Below are 20,052 nucleotides of genomic sequence, written 5' to 3' on the forward strand. Positions count from 1 at the left end.
CTCATGAGAACATAATGGGAACATGAAATGCGATTCGCAGGACTCTTGCCATGATGCCCCAAGCTGCCCTTTCCCGGCCTTCTCCTGCCCCGCAGACCGGCGGATTGCCCTCTCTGGCGCGCGGCCATCTGCACGAGATTCACGCCACCGCCGATGGCTGGGCGGCGGCGCTGGGCTTTGTGCTTTCAGCGCTCGGGCCAGCCGGGGAACAGCCGGTCATGCTGGTGCGTGCGAAACGCTCCGGCCCGCGCCTGCTGCCTTGCGGCGCGGGCTGGGCGCAGACCGGGCTCGATCCGCGGCGGCTGGTAGTGGTCGAGGCGCCCGATGCGCTGGGCCTGCTGCGCGCCGGGCTGGATGCCGCGCGCTGTCCGGGTCTGGCCGCCGTGGTGCTGGAGACATGGGGGCCATTGCCCGACTACGACCTGACCGCCAGCCGCCGTCTGGTGCTGGCGGCGGAGCGTTCGGGCGCGCTGGTGATCGTGCTGCGCGGCGATGCGCCCCAGCACGCCAGCGCCGCGCAGACCCGCTGGCAGATCGAGCCGGGCCCTTCGCTGGCGCTGCCCGGACAGGCGCCGGGCTATCCCGCGCTGAGCGCCACGCTGCTGCGCCAGCGCGGCGGCGCTTCGGGGCAGAGCTGGGCCTTGCGACGCCCGGCATGGGAAGGAGCCTTCCATGAACCAGAAGATGCAGAGCAGCCGACGCCGCTGTCTGGCGCTGTGGTTCCCTTTCCTGCCCTGCGAGCGGACGATCAGGAGCGCGCCGCCTGAACCGGGCCTGCCCTTCGCGCTGGTGGCCAGGGTCGGGCAGGCGCTGCGCCTTGCCGCACTGACGGCGGATGGCGCGGGCCACGGGCTGGCGGTGGGGATGACTCTGGCCGATGCGCGGGCGCGCTGCCCCGATCTGCTCACCGCGCCGCATGATCCGCATGAGGATGCGAAGCTGCTGGCGGTGCTGGCCCGGCGGATGGGGCGTTTTACGCCGATGGTGGCGCTCGATCCGCCCGACGGGCTGGTGCTGGATATCACCGGCTGCGCGCATCTGTTCGGCGGCGAGGCGGCGCTGGCCCGGCTGGCGATGGCCGAAGCCGGGCTGACGGCTCGCCCCGCGCTGGCCGACCATGCCGCTGCTGCGCGCGCTTTGGCGCGGTATGAACGCGGGCAGGCAGGCAGGGATGAAGCCTTGCGTATCCGCGCCCTGCCCATTGCCGCGCTGGAGCTTTCCGAAGCCTCGCTCTCCGGCCTGCGCCGGGCGGGCCTGAAGACCCTGGGCGATCTGGCCAGCCGCCCGATGGGGGCTCTGGCCGCGCGTTTCGGCGAGGAGGCGGTGACGAAACTACGCGCAATTCTGGGCGAGGCGGGCAGTCCGCTCGCCCCCCGTGCCGCGCCGCCGCCGATCCGCGCCCAGGCCCGCTTTGCCGAGCCCATCGGCCGCACGCAGGATGTGCTGGAGGTCGCCGAAACCCTGCTCGAGGACACCGCCCGCCAGATGGAGGCGCGACGCATCGGCGGCCGCCGCTTCGTGCTGCGGCTGGAGCGCGCCGATGGTGCCATCCGCGATCTGGCGATCGAGACCGCCTTGCCCACGCGTGAGGCGGCGCCGGTGGTGCGCCTGCTGCGCGAAAGGCTGGAGTCGCTGGCCGATCCGCTCGACCCCGGCTTCGGCTTCGACGCGGTGGCGCTGGCCGTGCCGCGCCATGAGCCGCTGGCGGCGCGCCAGACCTCGACGCAAGCTGACGAGCGCGAGGAGGAGAGCATCGCCGCCCTGCTCGACCGGCTGGCGACGCGGCTGGGGGAAGGCGCGATCCTGCGCCTCCATCCGCGCGACCGGCACAGCCCGGAAAAGGCGCAGGCGCTGCTGCCCGCCGCGCGGGGCCTAGCGACGCGCACGCAGCCACCTGCCCTGCCCCGCCCGCTGTTCCTCTTCGACCCGCCTCAGGAGGTCAGCGCCATCGCGGGCGTGCCGGACGGGCCGCCCTTGCGCTTCACCTGGCGCGGGCGGGCGCATGAGGTGCGCCTCGCCGAAGGGCCCGAGCGCATCGCGCCCGAATGGTGGCGCCACCCGCTGGGCCATCTGCCCGAAACGCCGCTGCTGACCCGTGACTATTACCGGGTGGAGGATGGTGCGGGGACGCGCTTCTGGCTGTTCCGCCATGGTCTGTTCGAGGAGCGGACGCATCCCAAATGGTATCTCCACGGGCTGTTTTCATGAGCTTTTTCGAACCTGTCGCGGCCAGCGCCTTCAGCTTTTTGCGCGGTGCCTGCCAGCCGGGCGAGATGGTGGCGCGGGCGCATGCGCTGGGCATGGGTGGCATCGGCATCGCCGACCGCAACACGGTGGCGGGCGTGGTGCGCGCGTATAAGGTGTGGAAGGAGTTGGGCGGCCCCGGCAGCGGCTTTCGCCTGATCGTGGGGGCGCGGCTGTGTTTTATCGACGGCACGCCGGACATCGTCGCCTATCCGCTGGACCGCAAGGGTTGGGGGCGGCTGACGCGGCTGCTCAGCCATGGCAATCTGAAGAAGGAGGTCGAGAAGGGCGATTGCCATCTGACGCTGGACGATCTGCTGGCGCATGTGGAAGGGCTCGCGCTGATTGCCATGGATGGCGATGCCGCTTTGCTGGAACGGCTGCGCGCCGCCACGCCCCATCTCTGGCTGAGTGCCGCCATGCCGCGCGGGGGCAGCGATGCGCGTGATCTGGCGCAGCGGATGGCGCTGGGCGCAGCCTGCGGCGTGCCGCTGATCGCGACGAACGATCCGCTTTATGCCGTGCCAGCGCAGCGGCCCCTGCACGATGTGCTGACCTGCATTCGCGAGGGGGTGCCGCTGTCCAGCGCGGGGCGTCTGCTGGCCGCGCATGCCGAGCGGCATCTCAAGCCGCCCACCGAAATGGCGCGGTTGTTTGCCGCCTGCCCTCAGGCGCTGGAGGCGACGGGCGATCTGTTTTCGCGGATCGGCTTTGTGCTGGACGAGCTGGTCTATGAATACCCCCACGAACCCGTGCCCGAGGGGTGGGAAGCGCAGGCGTGGCTGGAACACCGGGTGCGGGAAGGCGCGAAGGAGCGTTTTCCCGATGGCTTGCCGCCCAAGTATGAAGAGGCGCTGGCGGTCGAGTTCGGCCTCATCGCCGACAAAAACTACGCCCATTACTTCCTCACCGTCCACGATGTGGTGCATTATGCGCGCAGCCTCTCACCGCCGATCCTGTGTCAGGGGCGAGGCAGTGCGGCCAATTCGCTGGTCTGCTATTTTCTGGGCGTGACGCCGATCGATCCGGTGCGCGAAAAGCTGCTGTTCTCGCGCTTTCTCTCCGAAGAACGCGACGAGCCCCCCGATATCGACGTCGATTTCGAACATGAACGGCGCGAGGAGGTGATCCAGTATATTTATGAGCGCTACACCCGCCAGCGCGCCGGGATCGTCGCAACCGTCATCCATTACCGCCAGCGCAGCACCATCCGCGAGGTGGGGCGCGCTCTGGGCCTGACCGAGGATGTGACGGCGCGGCTCTCCGGACTGATCTGGGGCAGCCGGGGCGGGCCGGTGCCCGAGGAAAGGCTGGCGCAGGCCGGCTTCGATGCCGACAACCCCGCCATCGCCCGGCTGCGCGATCTGATCGAACAGGTGCTGGATCTGCCGCGCCATCTTTCGCAGCATGTCGGGGGCTTCGTGCTGTCTCAGGAGCGGCTCGATGAGATCGTGCCGATCTGCAAGGCGGGGATGGCGGATCGCACCTTCATCGAATGGGACAAGGACGATATCGACGAGCTGAAGCTGATGAAGGTGGATGTGCTGGCGCTGGGCATGCTGACCGCGCTGCGCAAGGGCTTCGATCTGATCCGGGGCGTGGGGCAAGGCGATTACACGCTGGCCACGGTAACGCCGCCGGAGAAGGAGGTCGCCACCTTCGAGATGCTGCAAAAGGCCGACAGCATCGGCACCTTTCAGGTCGAGAGCCGCGCCCAGATCGCCATGCTGCCGCGCATGAAGCCCAAGGTGTTCTACGATCTGGTCATTCAGGTGGCCATCGTGCGCCCCGGCCCGATTCAGGGCGGCATGGTCCACCCCTATCTGCGCCGCCGCACCGGCGAAGAAGCCGTCACCTTCCCCAGCCCCGCCTTAAAAGAGCTGCTCGAACGCACCGAGGGCGTGCCGCTGTTTCAGGAGCAGGCGATGAGCATCGCCATCGTCGGCGCGGGCTACAGCCCCGCTCAGGCCGACCGCTTGCGCCGCGACATGGCCAGCTTCCGTCAGAACGGCAAGATCGAGACCCATAAGCGCCAGTTTATCGAGGGCATGGTCAAGAACGGCTACACACTGGACTTCGCCGAAAGCTGCTTCGCCCAGATCGAGGGCTTCGGCGAATATGGCTTCCCTGAAAGCCACGCACAGGCCTTTGGCTGGCTGGCCTATGTGTCGAGCTGGATGAAATGCCACCACCCCGCCGCTTTCACCTGCGCGCTGCTCAACAGCCAGCCGATGGGCTTTTACGCCCCCGCGCAACTGGTCGCGGACGCCCGCGCGCATGGCGTGGAAGTGCGCCCCACCGATGCCACCATCAGCCCATGGGACAACACGCTGGAAGGCCCGCGCATCCTGCGCCTGGGCCTGCGCCAGATCGACGGCTTCCGCGAGGAATGGGCCAAAGCGATGGTCAGCGCTCGCGAGGAGCGCCCCTTCGCCAGCCTTGAGGATCTGGCCCACCGCGCCGCCCTGCCCGCCCGCGCCATGGCACTGCTGGCCGATGCCGACGCGCTGGTGTCGCTGGGAGCCGCAAGGCGTGAGGCCGGATGGGAAGTCCGCCGCCTGCCCCCACGCCAGCTCTCGCTCTTCGCCGCGATGGATGCCCCCGAACTCGCCGCAGAGCCCGATCCCGCCTTGCCGCCCATGCCGCTCTCGCAACAGGTCGTGGAGGATTACCAGACCCAGCGCCTCTCCCTGCGCGGCCATCCGCTGCAGTTTTTGCGCGCGCGGCTGGAGGCACGCGGGATCATCACCGCCGCTCAGGTCAATGCGGCCAAGGATGGCGCGCCCGTCGCCTGCGCCGGGGCCGTGCTGGTCCGCCAGCGCCCCGGCAAAGGCAACGCCATCTTCATCACGATTGAGGACGAAACCGGCATCGTCAACGGCCTGCTCTGGGCCCGCGCGTTCGAAAAGCAGCGCAGCGCCGTAATGGCCGCAAGGCTGATGGTGCTCCACGGCAAGGTGCAGCACAGCAAGGAGGGCGTCGTCCACCTGATGATCGACCGGGTGGTGGACGCCAGTGTCTTGCTGGCGCAGTTGGAAGAAGGGATGGCGCAAAACCTCGCCACCGCGCCGCCGAGGCTGGGGCATCATCCAAGGGATGCTCGGTTGTTGCCGCCTTCTCGGGATTTTCATTAGGGAGAAAGAGGAAATGCGAGGGCCATCGCCCTCGCGCTCCCTTTAATGTCAGCGTGGCGCACAGGGTTCGGCCTTGCGCTCAGTTTGCCGCGCCGCAGGCAGGAATTATAGCCTGCGGCGCCTTAGGTGGTGCAGGTGGAGAGCCGGGGCGCAACGACGCGGCATCCCCGCCCCCTCGTCGGAAGACGTTCTGGGAGCGCGAGGGGGTAACCCCCTCGCATCTTCCTTCTTCCCCCTTGTTCCTCCAACCTAAACTGCCTTAGGCTCCCTCTATGTCCCTGCTCCGAAATACCGCCTTCTGGCTGACACTCGCCCTCCCCATGCCGCTCGCCGCCGCGCCTGCCGATATGGAAATCCAAGTCCGCAGCCTGCTGGCCCAGCCCGATCTGGCCGGCACGCACTGGGGCCTTCAGGTGGAGGACAAGAATGGCCAGCCGATCATCTCCATCGCGCCGGACGAGCGATTCCAGCCAGCCTCCAACACCAAGATCTTCGTCACCGCCGCCGCGTTCGAGGCCCTGTCGCGCGGCGCCCTGCCCAACACAGGCACGCAGGTCAGGCTGGAGCCGGGCGCCAAGGGCCTGCAGAACGTGGCGCTCATCGGCAAGGGCGACGCCGCGCTGACCGACCGCGCCAACTGCCAGCGTGATTGCCTGAGCCAGCTTGCCGATGCCGTCGCGGCCAGCGGGGTGAAGCGCGTGGGCGATGTGATCGGCGACGACAGCTTCATGCCCGATGAGCGCTGGGTGCGCTCGGGCCGCCTGCGCCCCGCCAGCCGCACCATCATCTCCGCGCTGACGATCAACGACAATGAGCTGGCGATCACCGTCACCCCCGGCGCCGCGGCGGGCGCTCCGGCAGGCGCCGCCCTGACCGATCCCTTCCCCGAGCTGCGCCTGATCGACGAGGTGACCACCGCCCCCGCCGATACACCCGCCGAAATCCATGCCGAGATCGAGCCCGGCCAGCGCAGCATCCGCCTGTTTGGCACGCTGCCGCTGGGCGGCAAGGCGCAGGTGGTGCGCTTCGATCTCGACGATCCGGCCGATTACGCAGCGATCCGCTTTGCCGCCTTGCTGCGCGCACGGGGCATTGCGGTGAGCGGTCAGGTCAGGCCTCGCCACGCTGCCATCACGGCTCAGGCGCTGCTGGGCACTGCTCCCGCCGCGCCCGAGACCCCCGCTCTGGCCAGCCTGACCCCGCCCGATCCGGTCGAGGATCTGACGCTGACCGCCAAGCGCAGCCAGAATCTGCATGCCCATCTCTGGCTGAAGAAGCTGGCGCTGTCGCAGGGGCTGGCACCCTCCACCCCCACCGGGCTGGTGGTGCTGAACGCCCAGCTTGATCGCGCCGGTCTGCCGCGCTGGAGCCACGATTTCTATGACGGATCGGGCCTGTCACCCGACAATCGCATCACCCCGCGCGCTATGGTGCATTATCTGCACTGGATCGATGGGCAGAGCTGGGGCCAGCAATGGCGCGCGATCCTGCCCATCGCGGGCGTGGACGGCACGCTGGCCGGGCGCATGAAGAACACCCCGCTGGCGGGCAATCTGCGCGCCAAGACCGGTACGCTGCTGGCGGGCAATGCTCTGGCCGGTTACGTGACGGCCGCGAGTGGGCGGGAACTGGTTTTTGCGATTTATTCCAACGATCGGCCGGGGGATGCTCCCTCCGTTTTGCCGGTGATGGACAAGATCATGCAGGTGATTGCGGCAGGGAATTAAAGAGGAAATGCGAGGGGGTTACCCCCTCGCGCTCCCATGACATCTTCCGACGCTCGGGCAGTGGTGCCGCATTGTTGCGCTCAGGCTCTCCACCAGTGTTACCTGTGGCGCCGCAGGCATGAAAGTTTCGGCATCTTTGCTATCGTTTAAAGCCTGCGGCGCGGCAAACTGGGCGCAAGGCCGAACCCTGTGCGCAAGGTGGACATTCATGGGAGCGCGAGGGTGTAACACCCTCGCATTCTCTTTTATGCTTCTACCTGAACATGCTGCCTGCTCTTCATCAATGGCTGGATGCGTGTACCAAACGCCTCCACACCCTCGACGAAATCGTCAAACGTCAGCAGCACGCCACCGGTGTTCGGCACTTCTGCCATCTCGTCCAGCATCCGCGCGACCGAGGCGTAAGACCCCACCAGCGTTCCCATATTGATGTTCACCGCCCCCTCGGGCGCGGCGAGTTGGCGGACATTGGTGTCCTTGTTGACGGTGTCCTTGGCGCCCTGCTCGGCCAGCCATGAGATGGCCTCCACGTCCACTCCGGCATTGTAGCTCTGCCATTTGGCCTGGGCTTCCTCGTCGGTTTCGGCGGCAATCACCATCATCAACACGAAGATCTGCACGTCGCGCCCGGTCTTCTCCAGCGCCTTGGCGAGGCGTTCATTGTTGAAGGCGAAGGCCGTGGGAGTGTTCACACCCTTGCCGAGGCAGAAAGCATAATCCGCCCATTGCGCTGAAAACGCCAGCCCTTCGTCCGAGGAGCCGGCGCAGATGATCTTCATATCGGCCTGCGGCTGGGGCAGCACGCGGCAATCGTCCATCTGGTAGTGCTGGCCCTTGAAATCCGAAACCCCGGTTTCCCAGAGTTCGCGCAGGATGCGGGCATATTCGCCGAGCACCTTGTAGCGGCTGCGGAAATGCTCCTCGCCCGGCCACAGGCCCATTTGCGTGTATTCGGGGGGCTGCCAGCCGGTGATCAGGTTCAGCCCGAAGCGGCCATGGCTGATCGAATCCACCGTGTTGCACATGCGCGCGGCAAAGGCGGGCGGGATGATGAGGGTGGGGCAGGTGGCGAAGATCTTGATCCGCTCGGTCACCGCGGCAAGGCCCGCCATCAGCGTGAAGCTTTCGAGGCCATACTCCCAGAACTGCGTCTTCCCACCAAACCCGCGCAGCTTGATCATCGAGAGCAGGAAATCCAGCCCATGCTTTTCGGCGCTCTGCGCGATCTGCTTGTTGAGGTCGAAGGAGGGCAGGTACTGCGGCGCGTTCTCGCTGATCAGCCAGCCATTGTTGTTGATGGGCACGAACACGCCGACCTGCATGGGCCAAACCTCCTACAATTTGTGACGGGACAGGAAATCGCGCACCGCGCCGGTGAAGCGCAGCGGATCGGTGAGGTTGCAGGCGTGGCCGCCCCATGGCGCCAGCTCGACCTCGCAATTGGGGGCTCGTTTCAGCCCCTCGGTGGTGCAGGTGAAGGGCACCAGCATGTCGTCGCGTGAGGCATAGGCCAGGATGGGATGGGTGATCTGCCCGATCCTGTCGGCGATGTCGAAAGAGGCCAGCGCCGCAATGCGCTTTTCCATCGTCTCGCGTCCGGGGAAGGCGGCCATCTGGTGGTCCAGCTCATGGTCCAGCTCGCCGTGATGCTGCGAAATCCATGGCGCGGGGAAGAGGAAGATCGGCTGGGCGCGCAGAAAGGCCTCGGGCCCGGCGTGGCGCAGCAGGTTGAGCCGCGCCTCGAAACAGCGCAGGAAATGCGGGTCCGGGGTGATCCAGCCATTGGCGATGACGATGCCGCCGACCCGCTCGGGCGCTTTGAGCGCCAGCGCCAGCGCCGCCATGCCGCCCGCCGCATGGCCGATGATATGGGCGCGCTTCAGGCCCAGTTCGTCCATCAGCATGAGGATGTCGTCGGCCAGATCCTCGACCGACACCTTGTCCGGCAGGCAGCGCGAGGAGCGCCCCGTGCCGCGATGGTCATAGACCACCAGCCGGTGCGACTGCGCCAGCGCCGACAGATTGGGCGCCCAATAGGCCCCCGATCCGCCCAGCCCGGCCGACAGGATCACCGGTTCGCCCGCCGGGGGGCCATGTTCCTCGTGATAGAGGCCGCAAAGCGTGGTGAGCGTCACAGGACGACCGCCCCCCCGCGATGCGCCACGGAGGCGATTTCGACGAGGCATTCCGGCTTCACCAGATCGGCGCGGATGCAATAGCGCGCGGGCTTGGCGCCGGGGAAATGTTCGGCATAGACGGCGTTGAAGGCGGCGTAATCGGCCATGTGTTTCAGGAATATATGGTTCATCACCACATCGCCCAGATTGGCCCCCGCCGCCTGCAGCGTGGTGGCGATCATGCCCAGAATATGGCGCGTCTGCGCCGCCGCATCGCCGGGATAGAGCACCACGCCGCCCTCCCCCAGTGCCAGCATGCCCGAGACATAGATGGTATCACCCGCGCGCGCCGCCGCCGAATAGGGGGCGATGGGGGCGGGAAACTGGGGCGGGTTGATCGGCTCGAACGGCATGGGCCTCTCCGTTTATGGTGCTGGAGGTTTAGGGAGCGATCTGGCTGACGGCGCCGCAGAACTCGGCCGTGGTCGAAACCCAGCCGAAGAACTTCTCGACGTTGTAGATGGTGGCCTGATGGATGAAGTCCGGGCCCAGATGATGGGTGGCATCCTCCAGCATCAGGCAGAAATATTCGAGGTGGAAGCCGTCGCGCAGCGTCGATTCCACGCAGACATTGCTGGCGATGCCGACAAAGACGATGGTGGTGATCCCCCGCGCCCGCAAAATGGAATCGAGCTGCGAGTTGAAGAAGGCCGAATAGCGCGTCTTGTGCACGCGAATGTCGCCGGGCTGGGGCGTGAGCGCATCGACCAGCTCGTAATCCCAGCCGCCGCGCGCCAGCAGTTGGCCCGACAGTTCGGGCCGCGCGCGCATCGTCTTCAAGGCATTGGATTTATGGTAATTGGGCGAGGAAGGCGTGCCCGCCTCGACATAATCGGCGTCCCAGCCGTTCTGCAGGAAGATCACCGGCATGCCCGCGCCGCGCGCTGTGTCCAGCACCTTGGCGATGCGCCCTATCACGCCCTGCGCGCCAGAGATGTCGAAGCCCGCCAGATCGACATAGCCGCCCTCGCTGGCATAGGCGTTCTGCATGTCGATCACCACCACCGCCGTCTGCGCGGGATTGACCGTCAAACCCTCAGGCCGGGCGGGGAGCGTGACGCTGCCCGGCAAGGCGGGGCGCGGTGACACAGGTGTGGAGTCGCTCATTGCCACGCAGGATTTAACACCGGGGGCACGGCGGCAACGGGGCAAACGCCCCATGGGCGATTTTGGGGTTTTCAGAAGGGATTTAAGAAGAAATGCGAGGGAGTTACCCCCTCGCGCTCCCATTATGTCTCCCGACAAAAAGGCAGTGGCGCCCGATTGTTGCGGGCGAACTCTCTTTTAGCGCTACGATACTGCGTCGCGGGCAGTTTTCTTCATGGAATTAAGGTCTGAAGCGCAGTGACTTTGCTCCGGGGGCGAACAGGTGGATATCAATAGCACCAATCCCTGCGATGCCCTGTCCATGGCTCGGCCAGCCCCTCGCTGACCAGCACCGCCCCCAGAGATTGCCCCCCGCGTGAGATAACCCGCAGCTTGCGGCCATAGACATCGGCATCCCGATCCGCAGGCGGCGTCAGGGAAAACGGCCCGGCGTTCAGCAGCAGAACCAGCCGGTCGGAGGCTTTTTCGCCCAGTTCCTGTTCAAAATCGCATTGGGGCTCGGAGACTTCGGGGGCGTTGATATCGGCCACGCGGATTTTCTCGCCCTGAAACCAGATGGTGTCGCCATCCACGACGCAACTCACGCGCTTGTGGCGGCACAGCGCGAACCGCGCGCGCAGCGTGTCATGCGGGGCGGCTTTGGCCAGGGGCAGCGCTTGCGGGGAGTGATCCGCGCGCCATTGGCGCCAGTTGATCGCCGCCAGCATGGCCAGCATCAGCGCCAGCACGGCGGCGAAGATCATCGCGATATGGCCGCTGCAGCTTTCGCGCAGTTTCCGGCGGGGGACGAGGGCTTCCCAATCCTCGTCCCAGTCGCGCATCGCTTACAGCGAGAGGAACAGGCCCGCCAAAGCGGCGCTCATCAGATTGGAGAGGCTGCCGGCCAGCAGCGCCTTCAGGCCGAATTTGGCGATCAGCGCGCGCTGGTTGGGGGCCAGACTGCCCGTCACCGCCATCTGGATCGCGATGGAGGAGAAGTTGGCAAAGCCGCACAGCGCAAAGGTCACCAGCGCGACGGTCTGCTTGGACAGGTCCGTGGCGTGGCCCAGATCGATGAAGGCAACGAATTCGTTGAGCACGATCTTGGTGCCGAACATGCCGCCCGCGCGCATCGCCTCGGTCCAGTCGGGGGCGCCCAGCAGGTAGAAAATCCCTGCGAAAACATAGCCCAGCAGCTTCTGGAACGACAGGTCGGGATAGCCGAAGAAATGGCCGAACCAGCCCATGATGCCATTGGCCAGCGCCACCAGCGCCACGAAGGCCAGCACCATGGCGCCCACGGCGACCGCCAGGCGCACGCCGGTCTGGGCGCCTTCGCTGGCGGCCATGATGATGTTGGCGGGCTTTTCGTCATGGCCCTCGCCGGGCAGCGGCGTGACGGTGTCCTCGGAATCCAGCGGCTGGTTCTTGGGGTCGGGCATCAGCAGCTTGGCCATGCAGATGCCGCCCGGCGCCGACATGAAGCTGGCCGCCACCAGATAGTCGATGCGGATGCCAAGCCCGGCATAGGCCGCCAGAATCGTGCCGGCCACGCCGGCCATGCCCACCGTCATCACGCAGAAGAGCTGGCTGGGCTTCAACCCGGCCAGATAGGGCTTGATGACCAGCGGCGCTTCGGACTGGCCCAGAAAGATGTTCGAGGCGGCGCAGAGCGATTCCAGCTTCGAAATGCCCGTGATCTTCTCAAGCCCGCCGCCGATCCAGCGGATCACCAGCGGCATCACGCCGATGTAGTACAGCACCGAAATCAGCGCCGCGAAAAAGATGATCACCGGCAGGCTGGAGATCGCAAAGCTCTTGCCGCCCACATCGGGCGCGGCCAGCGGGCCGAACAGCAGCTCGATCCCCGCATGGGCATAGCCCAGCAGATTCGAGACGCCGCCGGCCACCATCTGCAAGGCCGCATTGCCCTCGGGAACATAGAGCACCAGCGCCGCGACACCCGCCTGAAGCGCAAAAGCCGCACCCACCACGCGAGGGCGAATGGCACGACGGTCGCTCGACAGGGCAAAGGCAACGCCCAGAATCAACGCGATTCCGGCCAGGCTCAAAACAATATGCATCAGTTCCCCTTTGGCGTGCGCGCCTCAACTCGCCCGGCAGGCACAAGTCTGTCTCCGTAAAGATGTATTGTTGCGGGGGGAAGGGGCGTTTTGCGCAGCCTGTCGGGATTTGGGACGGGGGCGGGGAGGAAGGAAGAGAAGATGCGAGGGGATTATCCCCTCGCGCTCCCATAACGTCTTCCGACGCATGGGCAGCGGTCCCGCGTCGTTGCGCATAAGCTATCCACCTGCACAAGCCAGGGCGCCGCAGGCTATAATTCCTGCCTGCGGCGCGGCAATCTGGGCGCAACGCCGAACCCCAAGCGCAACGCAGACATGAACGGGAGCGCGAGGGCGATGGCCCTCGCATTCTCTCCCTTAATCCTCCTTATTCCGCATCCAGTCGGCAAGCTTTTCCATATTGCCATAAACCTGCAACCGCGCCGCCCGATCCTCGACCGCGAAGTCCAGCGCCTCTTTCATGCAGGCCAGCCAGGCGTCGCGCTCCGCCGAAGCGATGGGCGCCTGCATATGGCGCATGCGCAACCGGGGATGCCCTTTCACCGGCGAATACAGCGCCGGCCCGCCCAGCCATTCGGAGAGGTAATCCTTGAACACCTGCGCCGTGTGCGAGAGGTCTGCCGGATGCATCGCGCGGATCGCCTGCGCCTCGGGCCACAGCTCCATGTTGGCGTAAAACCGGTCGACCAGCGCGGAAATCGCGGGGGCGCCGCCGACGGCATCGTAGAGGGTGGTGTCGGAACTCATGCAAAGGGGCTTTCGGACAGGACGGGGGCGGAGAGATGCGGCGCGGTGGCGCGCAGGCTCCACAACAGGGTTTGCCGGGCGTGAGCGACACGCGGATGGCGCAGCGCCGTGGGGGCCCAGATCAGGTGATAGGTGTAGTGGACCGGGCCGACGGGGGCCTTGATCTCGGCCAATTCGCCGCGGGCGATGCGCGGCTGGCACAGGTAATTGGGCAGCACGGCCCAGCCGAAGCCCTCGGTCAGCAGGCGGCGCAGCGCGCGCATGTCCTGACCGGAGAGCGCCGGGCTGACCGGGGTGGTGGAGAGGCCATTGTGCCTCAGCCAGCCATCGACCAGCGGCTGCTCCAGATTGTAGGCCAGCACCGGCTCCTCGGCCAGCGCGGCGGCAAGGTCAGGCGCGGCGTTGAGGCGCGCAGCGACCTCGGGAGCGGCGACGGCCATGACGGGCTCGTCGCGGAAAGCGTCAGTGCGCAGGCGGCGGTCATTCACCGGGAAGGCGGAGATGCCCAGATCCGCATGGCCCTCGACAAGGTTGTGGATCACCAGATCCAGCGCCCCGGTCTGCAGGCGCACGCGGATGCCCGAACGCAGCAGGGGGATAAGCTGCGGCGTGACGACCTCGGCCATGAAATCGGCATTGCCCACGATCTGGATCGCCCCGACCATATCGTTGGAGCGGGCGCGGGCGGCTGAGAGCGCGGCCTCGGCCACATCGAGCCGGTCGCCGATGTCGGCGGCCAGTTCGTCGGCGGCGGCGGTGGGGGTGACGCCTTTCACCTGCCGCTCGAACAATTGCCGCCCGATCGAGGATTCCAGCCCGGCGATATGCTGGGACACCGCCGGCTGGGTCAGGTCGAGGCTGCGCGCGGCGGCGCTGATCGACCTTTGGCGATAGACCTCGATGAAGGTGCGCAGGCGCTGCAGGGACATGCATCAACCCATAAATTATTTTATGGATCACCGCCAGCCTGCTTGTGGGCCAAACCGGACCTGATCGGCTAGAGAGGTGTCAGACGAAATTCTGCCCAAGAAATTCTGCCCTGTCGGACCGCTGGATCATTCCCCCCCCCCAGATCCGCGGTCTACATGGCGGCGAGGCATCGCACTTCCCCCCACCCCCGAAGCGATGCCTCGCCGCTCTTCCTTTCAGCGATGAGCAAGCAATGACCCCTTTCGACGCCTCGGTCGAAATGACCGCGATCGTCCGTTCCATGCAACGTGCCCAGCTTGCCGCAGGCCCCGCCGATGCGGCCCTGCGGCGCGACCGGCTCAGCCGGGCGATGGCCCTGCTGCTGGACCATGGAGAGGCGCTGGCCGGCGCCATCAACGCCGATTTCGGCACGCGCAGCCGCTTCCAGTCCCTCGCCGCCGATGTCGGCGCCAGCGTGCGCTCGCTCTCCCACGCCGCCGAGCATGTCGCCGCATGGATGCAGCCCGAAACGGTGGAAACGCCCGACAGCGCCATCACCGGCCGCATCGAATACCAGCCGCTGGGCGTGGTGGGCATCATCAGCCCCTGGAATTTCCCGGTCAATCTGGCCTTTTCTCCGCTGGCCGGGGTTTTCGCGGCGGGCAACACCGCGCTGATCAAGCCCTCCGAACTGACCCCGCGCACCAGCGAGCTGCTGGCCGAGCTGGCGGGCCGCTATTTCTCGCCCGACGAGCTGGGGGTGGTGCTGGGCGATGCCGCGGTGGGTGAGGCTTTCTCCCGCCTGCCGCTCGACCACCTCGTCTTCACCGGCAGCACCGCCGTGGGCCGGCAGGTGATGCGCGCGGCGGCGGAGAATCTGGTGCCCGTCACGCTGGAGCTGGGCGGCAAATGCCCGGTCGTCATCGCGCCTGACGCCGATATCACCCGCGCCGCGCAGCGCGTGATGGCGGTGAAAAGCTTCAACGCCGGGCAGATCTGCCTCGCCCCCGACTATGTGATGATCGGCGCCGATCAGGAGGGCGATTTCCTGACCGCCGCGCGTGAGGCCGCCGCCGCAAGCTGGCCCACCATCCAGGGCAACCCCGATTACACCGCCATCATCAGCCAGCGGCACTACGATCGCCTGCTCGGCCTGATCGCCGATGCGCTGGCCAAGGGCGCGACCCTCGTGCCGCTCACCCCACTGGGCGAGCCGCCACACGACCCCGCCACCCACAAGATCGCGCCCGTCATCCTGCGCGATGTGACCCCCGCGATGCAGGTGATGCGCGAGGAAATCTTCGGCCCCATCCTGCCAGTGATGACCGTGGCGGATCAGAACGCCGCGATGGCGCATATCAATGCCGGTTCGCGCCCGCTGGCGGCATACTATTTCGGCGCCGACAAGGACGCGCGTCGGAGCTTCGCCGCGCGGACGTCCAGCGGCGGGCTGGTGTTCGATGATGTGATGACTCACGTCGGGATCGAAGGGCTGCCATTTGGCGGCGTGGGCGCTTCGGGCATGGGCGCCTATCATGGGATCCATGGCTTCCGCCGGTTCAGCCATGCGCGCGCGGTGGCGGTGCAGGGCGGGGATGCGCCCGGCAAGCTGAGAGCGCCCTATGGGGAGAAGCTCGCCCAGTTGGAGGCCATGCTGGTTCGGTAAAGGGTTGGAAGGAAGAAGATGCGAGGGCCATCGCCCTCGCGCTCCCTTTACTGTCTGCGTTGCGCTTCGGGTTCGGCGTTGCGCTCAATTTGCCGTGCCGCAGGCTTTAAAAGCCCAACGAGCATGGATTCACTGCCTGCGGCGCCTTAGGCCGCGCTGGTGGAGAGTTGAAGCGCTCCGTTTCGGAGCCACTGCCTTATCGCCGGAAGACGTCATGGGAGCGCGAGGGTGTAACACCCTCGCATCTTCCTTTTCTTACAGACTCCAGTCGGCAGCCTGCCCGAACACACCCTTCAGATCCGCCAGAGTCCCGCCCTTCTTCAGCAGCGCGCGGAAATGCCCCGGCCCCAGCGCCAGATACTCGCGATGGGGCACAGCCAGCACGACCATATCGTATTTCCGCTTGAAGGCGTCTTCCACCAGCGGGATGCCGTACTCCTCGACCGCTTCATGGGCATCGGCATGGGCGTCATGCACCGTCACGCCATGGCCCAGCCGCCCCAGCGCCGAGACCAGATCCGCCACTTTGGAGTTGCGCAGATCGGGGATGTTTTCCTTGAAGGTCAGGCCCAGCATCAGCACGTTGCCGGGCTTGCCCTTGCGCGCGGTGTGCAGCTCTTTCGCCACCCAGCCGGCCATGCTGTCATTGATACCACGGCCCGAGAGGATCACGCGCGGGTCCAGCCCCAACTGCTCGGCGCGGTGCGAGAGGTAATAGGGATCGACGCCGATGCAGTGCCCGCCGACAAGGCCGGGGGCGAAGGGCAGGAAGTTCCACTTGGTGCGGGCGGCGGCCAGCACGTCCCAGATGGAGAGGTCCATCTTGGAGAAGATCTGCGAGATCTCGTTCATAAAGGCGATGTTGATGTCGCGCTGGGCGTTTTCGATCACCTTGGCGGCCTCGGCGGCCTTGATGCTGGCGGCGCGGAACACGCCGCCGCTGGTGATCGCGCCATAGAGATGCGCCACGCGCTCCAGCACCTCGGGGGTCTGGCCGGAGACGACCTTGGTGATCTTGTCGATCGTGTGCTCGCGGTCGCCGGGGTTGATGCGCTCCGGCGAGTAACCGAGGAAGAAATCGCGGCCACACACCAGGCCGGAAACCTGCTCCAGAATGGGGGCACAGATGTCCTCGGTGACGCCGGGGTAGACGGTGCTTTCATAGACCACCACAGGCACCCGGCCCTCGGCCACGGCGGCGCCCAGCATGGCGCCGATGGTTCGGCTGGCGGCTTCCACGATGCGCAGATCGGGGCGGTTGGCGCCGTCGATGGGCGTAGGCACGGTCACGATGTAGAAATCGGCGGGCGGGCAGACCTGCGGGTCGGCGGTCAGCGCAAGGGTGCTGGCTTCCAGCCGGTCGCGGTCGATTTCGCCGGTGCGGTCGTGGCCGGTGTTGAGTTCGGCAATGCGGCGAGCGTCGATATCGAGGCCCACGGTCTCGAACCTTCCGGCCAGCGCCACGGCCAGCGGCAGGCCGACATAGCCCAGCCCCACCACCACCACGCGCTGCGCCAGAGCGCCGGGAAGGGCCGCGCCCTGCCCCACGGGAATGGCGCTGCTCTGGGCAAGATCGGGATACATCGACGTCAAGGCTGGCCCCCTCTGGTGGCGGATGGGGCCATCGAGGGCTCCCATGGAATCGGCGTGTTCTTTAGGTCAAAAGCTCTTATGCCGTGGTTAACACCTGCGATTCTAGATACATCGTGAAATTCAGACCGCCAGTGGAAGCATCCATGACACAAACCGATCCGGCCAAAATCCTCCTGATCTTCGGCACAAGGCCCGAGGCGATCAAGCTGTTTCCGGTGGTGGCTGCCCTGAAAGCCGATCCGCATTTCGAGGTGAAGGTCTGCGTCTCGGCCCAGCATCGCGGCATGCTCGATCAGGTGCTGGCCATCGCGGGGATCGTGCCGGATCACGATCTCGATCTGATGCGCCCCAACCAGACGCTCGATTCGCTGACCGCCGCGCTGATCGTGGAGCTGGGCAAGGTGATGGATGCCGAACAACCCGCGCGCGTGATCGTGCAGGGCGATACGGCGACCGCCATGGCGGGCGCGCTGGCCGCCTATTACCGCAAGATCCCGGTGGACCATGTGGAAGCGGGCCTGCGCAGCGGCAACATCTACCACCCTTGGCCCGAAGAGGTGAACCGCAAGGTGATCGGCGCCATCGCCAACCTGCATTTCGCCCCCACCGAAACCAGCGCCGATGCCTTGAAGCGCGAAAACGTCGATCCCAGCCGCATCCACGTCACCGGCAATACGGTGATCGATGCGCTGCACTGGGTCACCGCCCGCATCGAGGCCGAACCCGAACTGGCCGGTGATCTGGCCAATCTGGAAGAACGCTTCAAGGGCAAGACCATCATCGGCGTCACCAGCCACCGCCGCGAGAATTTCGGCGGCGGACTGGAAAACATCGCCGAGGCCATCCGCCAGATCGCCCAGCGCCCGGACGTGGCGATCATCTTCCCGGTCCACCCCAACCCCAATGTGCGCGCGGTGATGGATACGGCGCTGGCCAATCTGGGCAATGTCGCGCTGATCGAGCCGCTCGATTATCCCCATTTCGCCCGGCTGCTCAGCCTTTCGCATATCATGCTCACCGATTCGGGCGGAGTGCAGGAAGAGGCCCCCGCGCTGGGCAAGCCGGTGCTGGTGATGCGCGAAACCACCGAGCGGCCCGAGGGCGTCACGGCAGGCACCGCCCGTCTGGTCGGCACCGATGTGGACACCATCGTTTCCGAAATCTTCAACCTTCTCGACAATAAGCCCGCTTACGACGCCATGGCGCGCGCCCATAATCCTTTCGGAGACGGGCAGGCCTGCGCCCGCATCGTGGAAACGCTGATCCAGGAGACAGCCCAGTCATGAAGTCGGACAACAAGCCTCAGGTCTGCGTGGTCGGTCTGGGCTATATCGGCCTGCCCACCGCCGCCATCATCGCGCGCAGCGGCAGCCGCGTGCAGGGCGTGGATGTCACCCAATCGGTGGTGGACACGATCAACCGCGGCGAAATCCATATCGAGGAGGTCGATCTCGACGGTCTGGTGCAGGGCGTGGTCTCGCGCGGGCTGCTTTCGGCCAGCCTGACGGTGGAAGCAGCGGACGTTTTCGTGATCGCCGTGCCGACGCCTTTCGACAAGGACCATCAGCCGGACATTTCCTATGTGCTGGCCGCCGCGCGCTCCATCGCCCCGGTGCTGAAGACCGGCGATTGCGTGATTCTGGAATCGACCAGCCCCGTCGGCACCACCGAGGCCATCCGCGATCTGATCGCGGAGTTGCGCCCTGATCTGAAGGTGCCCGGACTGACGACCAAACCCCAGACCTCTCCATCGCCTATTGCCCCGAGCGCGTGCTGCCCGGCCGCATTCTGGAAGAGCTGACCAACAACGACCGCTCGATCGGCGGCATCACGCCGCGCTGCGCGCGCAAGGCCATCGCCTTCTACAAGCTTTTCGTGCGCGGCCAGTGCATCCCGACGGATGCCCGCAGCGCCGAAATGACCAAGCTGGTCGAGAACGCCTATCGCGACGTCAACATCGCCTTCGCCAACGAACTCTCCATCGTGGCGGACCGCATGGGGCTGGACGTGTGGGAGGTGATCCGCCTCGCCAACCGCCATCCGCGCGTCAACATTCTGCAGCCCGGCCCCGGCGTGGGCGGGCACTGCATCGCGGTCGATCCGTGGTTTATCGTGGCCTCGGCGCCCGAGGAAACCCCGCTGATCCGCACCGCGCGCGGCGTGAACGATGGCAAGATCCGCCATGTCATCGCCAAGGCCGATGCGCTGATCGCCGCGCATCCGGGCGCCAAGATCGCCGCGCTGGGTCTGGCCTTCAAGGCCAACATCGACGATTTCCGTGAAAGCCCGGCACGTCTGGTGGCCGCCACGCTGGCCCGCACCTATGGCGAGCGCATCCAGATCGTGGAGCCCTACGCCACCCAGCTCCCCCGCGAGTTCGAGGGCACCGGCGCCACCCAGATCGACCTCGACACCGCGCTGGAGGATTGCGACATCCTGCTGGTGCTCGTCGATCACGACATCTTCCGCCACGTGCCGCTGGCCGAGCGCGCGGGCAAGATCGTCTATGACACGCGCGGCATCTGGCCCGACCAGCCCAAGCCCGTGGTGGACGCCGACGCGCTCCGTCTGGTGGGCTGAACGACGCCCGGCTGAACGAAAAAACGGGAGGGCTCAACAAGCCCTCCCGTTCATCGGGCGTTCATGTAAAACCGGCAGTTAGGCTATGTAAAAATCCCATAGCAA

Annotated in this window: 15 protein-coding genes and 1 pseudogene; 7 read left to right on the top strand and 9 right to left on the bottom strand. The window is 66.3% G+C overall.

The window, feature by feature from the left end; all coding sequences use genetic code 11:
- Positions 1–50: 50 nt before the first annotated feature.
- From ABDW49_RS19150 to dacB, 4 genes are all read left to right on the top strand, one after another.
- Complete coding sequence (locus tag ABDW49_RS19150; RefSeq protein ID WP_343614002.1) at positions 51–767, top strand: hypothetical protein; 717 nt, start codon at positions 51–53, stop codon at positions 765–767.
- Entirely contained in the window at positions 673–2,208 is a 1,536-nt protein-coding gene (locus ABDW49_RS19155; protein ID WP_343614005.1) for a DNA polymerase Y family protein, read from the top strand. Before ABDW49_RS19150 ends, ABDW49_RS19155 begins: the two co-directional genes overlap by 95 nt.
- Positions 2,205–5,378, top strand: coding sequence for an error-prone DNA polymerase (locus ABDW49_RS19160; RefSeq protein WP_343614007.1), 3,174 nt, complete (start codon positions 2,205–2,207; stop codon positions 5,376–5,378). The genes ABDW49_RS19155 and ABDW49_RS19160 overlap by 4 nt, the downstream gene beginning before the upstream one ends.
- A 272-nt stretch (positions 5,379–5,650) precedes the next feature.
- Positions 5,651–7,105: a D-alanyl-D-alanine carboxypeptidase/D-alanyl-D-alanine-endopeptidase gene (dacB, locus tag ABDW49_RS19165; protein WP_343614009.1), complete on the top strand. Its 1,455-nt coding sequence runs from the start codon at positions 5,651–5,653 to the stop codon at positions 7,103–7,105.
- Positions 7,106–7,350: 245 nt separating this feature from the next.
- On the opposite strand, the gene rutA is transcribed toward dacB, so the two are convergent.
- The 8 genes from rutA to ABDW49_RS19205 form a co-directional block, all read right to left on the bottom strand.
- Complete coding sequence (gene rutA / locus ABDW49_RS19170) at positions 7,351–8,427, bottom strand: pyrimidine utilization protein A (RefSeq protein ID WP_343614011.1); 1,077 nt, start codon at positions 8,425–8,427, stop codon at positions 7,351–7,353.
- Positions 8,428–8,439: 12 nt separating this feature from the next.
- Complete coding sequence (gene rutD, locus ABDW49_RS19175) at positions 8,440–9,240, bottom strand: pyrimidine utilization protein D (protein ID WP_343614014.1); 801 nt, start codon at positions 9,238–9,240, stop codon at positions 8,440–8,442.
- Complete coding sequence (locus ABDW49_RS19180; protein ID WP_343614016.1) at positions 9,237–9,635, bottom strand: Rid family hydrolase; 399 nt, start codon at positions 9,633–9,635, stop codon at positions 9,237–9,239. The genes rutD and ABDW49_RS19180 overlap by 4 nt, the downstream gene beginning before the upstream one ends.
- A 28-nt stretch (positions 9,636–9,663) precedes the next feature.
- On the bottom strand, positions 9,664–10,389 hold the full coding sequence (gene rutB, locus ABDW49_RS19185; protein ID WP_343614018.1) for a pyrimidine utilization protein B: 726 nt from the start codon (positions 10,387–10,389) through the stop codon (positions 9,664–9,666).
- A gap of 269 nt (positions 10,390–10,658) precedes the next feature.
- Positions 10,659–11,210: a thermonuclease family protein gene (locus ABDW49_RS19190; RefSeq protein WP_343614019.1), complete on the bottom strand. Its 552-nt coding sequence runs from the start codon at positions 11,208–11,210 to the stop codon at positions 10,659–10,661.
- Positions 11,211–11,213: 3 nt separating this feature from the next.
- A complete protein-coding gene (locus ABDW49_RS19195) occupies positions 11,214–12,452 on the bottom strand; it encodes a NupC/NupG family nucleoside CNT transporter (RefSeq protein ID WP_343614020.1) in 1,239 nt (412 codons plus the stop codon).
- A 357-nt stretch (positions 12,453–12,809) separates the two neighbouring features.
- Positions 12,810–13,199, bottom strand: a complete 390-nt coding sequence (locus ABDW49_RS19200; RefSeq protein ID WP_343614021.1) for a group II truncated hemoglobin — start codon at positions 13,197–13,199, stop codon at positions 12,810–12,812.
- Positions 13,196–14,128, bottom strand: coding sequence for a LysR family transcriptional regulator (locus tag ABDW49_RS19205; RefSeq protein ID WP_343614022.1), 933 nt, complete (start codon positions 14,126–14,128; stop codon positions 13,196–13,198). The genes ABDW49_RS19200 and ABDW49_RS19205 overlap by 4 nt, the downstream gene beginning before the upstream one ends.
- Positions 14,129–14,361: 233 nt before the next feature.
- Between ABDW49_RS19205 and ABDW49_RS19210 the strand changes: the two genes are divergently transcribed.
- Positions 14,362–15,774 carry a coniferyl aldehyde dehydrogenase gene (locus tag ABDW49_RS19210; protein ID WP_343614023.1) on the top strand — a complete coding sequence of 471 codons (1,413 nt, stop codon included), beginning with the start codon at positions 14,362–14,364 and terminating at the stop codon, positions 15,772–15,774.
- A 255-nt stretch (positions 15,775–16,029) separates the two neighbouring features.
- On the opposite strand, the gene ABDW49_RS19215 is transcribed toward ABDW49_RS19210, so the two are convergent.
- Complete coding sequence (locus tag ABDW49_RS19215; RefSeq protein ID WP_343614391.1) at positions 16,030–17,358, bottom strand: nucleotide sugar dehydrogenase; 1,329 nt, start codon at positions 17,356–17,358, stop codon at positions 16,030–16,032.
- Positions 17,359–17,510: 152 nt separating this feature from the next.
- Here ABDW49_RS19215 and wecB point away from each other — a divergent pair, with 152 nt between their 5' ends.
- Together wecB and wecC are read left to right on the top strand one after the other, a co-directional pair.
- Complete coding sequence (gene wecB, locus ABDW49_RS19220; protein WP_343614025.1) at positions 17,511–18,653, top strand: UDP-N-acetylglucosamine 2-epimerase (non-hydrolyzing); 1,143 nt, start codon at positions 17,511–17,513, stop codon at positions 18,651–18,653.
- Positions 18,650–19,947 (top strand): annotated as a pseudogene (gene wecC, locus ABDW49_RS19225) (UDP-N-acetyl-D-mannosamine dehydrogenase). Before wecB ends, wecC begins: the two are co-directional and overlap by 4 nt.
- Positions 19,948–20,052 lie beyond the last annotated feature (105 nt).

Origin of the sequence: Novosphingobium sp. (assembly GCF_039595395.1) — a bacterium.
GTDB lineage: Bacteria > Pseudomonadota > Alphaproteobacteria > Sphingomonadales > Sphingomonadaceae > Novosphingobium.